This window comes from Rhodococcus sp. EPR-134, from assembly GCF_001647205.1.
GTDB lineage: Bacteria > Actinomycetota > Actinomycetes > Mycobacteriales > Mycobacteriaceae > Rhodococcus_F > Rhodococcus_F qingshengii.
Window position 1 is genome coordinate 1 of sequence record NZ_LVCT01000572.1, and the last position, 810, is coordinate 810.

Consider the following 810-nt stretch of genomic DNA (forward strand, 5'->3'; position numbering starts at 1 on the left):
GGGATGGTCGCCAGCTCCTTGCCGGTGAACACCTCGGTGATGGACTTCGTCGGGCGATCGGCAACATTGTCGATGGCGATCAGATCGGCGAGCCGCGAGAAGGTCGCAGCGGACGGAGCAGGCATTTCAGTACCCCTACTGGTGAGTAGTTCTTGGAGTTACACACAACTTACCCCGTCGGTGGTACCGATCACAGTGCCGAATCAGACAGAGTCAACCAATACTGCCTCTTTCGGACGTTTTGCGATCAACAACGACATGACTGCAGCGATCGCGCAGAGCGCGCCGGCCACCAAGAAGGCAGCGTCGTACGAGCCGATCTGATCACGAACGAGGCCGGCCAAGAAGGCCACCAGACCCGCACCGATCTGGTGCGATGCCAGCACCCAACCGAACACGATGGGAGCGTCGGCGCCGAAGTGTTGACGGCACAGCGCGACGGTCGGCGGAACCGTCGCCACCCAATCGAGCCCGTAGAAGATGACAAACGCGATCATCGGTGGATTCACAGTGTTGGCGAGCAACAACGGCAGAAAGAGCAGCGAGATTCCGCGGAACAGGTAGTAGATGCCGAGAAGTTTTCGCGAGTCCATCCGGTCGGTGAACCAACCCGAAGCAATGGTGCCGACCATGTCGAGGATTCCGATCAACGCCAAGAGGGACGCAGCCGTCGTGATCGGCATTCCGTGGTCGTGCGACGCCGGGACGAAGTGCGTGCCGATCAGGCCGTTGGTGCTCGCGCCGCAGATCGCGAAGGTACCGGCGAGAAGCCAGAACACCTTGGTCTTCGACGCCATCACCAGCACCGAG

At 60.6% G+C, this 810-nt stretch carries 1 protein-coding gene; it reads right to left on the bottom strand.

The genetic code is table 11. The annotated features are described in order from the left end of the window. Nucleotides 1-203: 203 nt before the first annotated feature. Nucleotides 204-810, bottom strand: a 607-nt coding sequence (locus tag A2J01_RS25420) for an MFS transporter (protein ID WP_156519404.1), incomplete at its 5' end; no start/stop codon positions are given.